This is a genomic window from Curtobacterium sp. B18 (assembly GCF_000333375.1).
GTDB lineage: Bacteria > Actinomycetota > Actinomycetes > Actinomycetales > Microbacteriaceae > Curtobacterium.
In genome coordinates this window covers 1-1,197 of sequence record NZ_BACZ01000312.1, presented here as the reverse complement: position 1 = coordinate 1,197, position 1,197 = coordinate 1, and the positions used below count along the sequence as shown (strand labels likewise).

The following is a 1,197-nucleotide window of genomic DNA, read 5'->3' as shown; positions in this document are numbered from 1 at the left end:
GGACTCGAGCTGGGCGCCACGGATCTTGGACGGTCCGCAGCCGAATCGCCCATCGGTCGGGAGGATTCGGCGGGGATGACGATGTCTGCCATGCACCGATCTAACGAGCGGGTATCCCAGCGCGAGTGACCGTGTACCGGCCGGACGGGGCGGGCCGGCACCGCGCCTCCTGGCCGCATCACGCACGTCCTTCCTTGCGTCGTGCAAGCGTCGGTCGCTCCATGTCGTCCCGAACAAGTAGGGTGGGGCGCGCTGGGCCCAGACATGAGAGGCGGACCGTGACCGATCTCGTCGACACCACGGAGATGTACCTTCGCACCATCCTCGACCTCGAGGAAGAGGCGATCGTGCCCCTGCGCGCCCGCATCTCGGAGCGCCTCGGCCACTCGGGTCCCACGGTCTCGCAGACGATCGCCCGCATGGAGCGCGACGGCCTCGTCGTCGTCTCGGGCGACCGTCACCTGGAGCTCACCGACGAGGGACGGTCCCGCGCGACGCACGTGATGCGCAAGCACCGGCTCGCCGAGCGGCTGCTCTCCGACGTCATCGGCCTCGACTGGGCGTTCGTCCACGACGAAGCATGCCGCTGGGAGCACGTGATGAGCGAGCAGGTCGAGGTCCGGCTGCTCGAGATGCTCGGCAACCCGACCGAGTCCCCCTACGGCAACCCGATCCCCGGCCTGGCCGAGATCGGCGGACCGGCGGCACCGGGCTTCCTCGACGGCGTGCAGAACATCGTCGCCGCGACCGAGGGCACCGACGCCGTGGCGACCGGGGTCATCCGCCGCCTGGGCGAGCCCGTGCAGTTCGAGCCGGAGCTCCTCCACCAGCTGCGGTCCGCCGGGGTCATGCCCGGCCGGGTCGCGAGCGTGCAGCGCGCCGGCGCCTACGTGGCGGTGCGTGTCGACGGCGAGGACGCCGGCATCGAGCTGCCGACCGAGGTCGCGCAGCACGTCTACATCGAACGTTCCTGAGGCGTCTGCCCCCGGAACTGGGGCGAGGCCGATTCCTGCGCGCTGATCAGGGCTTCTTTACCGTTCTGTTACAAACGGGCGTTTTCATCTCGACAAGGTAACGGTCGCCACGTACACTCGTCCGAGTCCGCCGGCCACCCACGAGGCCCAGGACCCGTGACAGGACGTCTCGAACCCGTCTCCTGTCTCGATCGAAACGATGACGAACGGATGGGGTTGCACG

At 69.1% G+C, this 1,197-nt stretch carries 1 protein-coding gene; it reads left to right on the top strand.

Annotated elements, in window-relative coordinates; translation table 11 throughout:
* Window positions 1–278 precede the first annotated feature (278 nt).
* Window positions 279–974: a metal-dependent transcriptional regulator gene (locus I5E_RS08480; protein ID WP_022906596.1), complete on the top strand. Its 696-nt coding sequence runs from the start codon at window positions 279–281 to the stop codon at window positions 972–974.
* Window positions 975–1,197 lie beyond the last annotated feature (223 nt).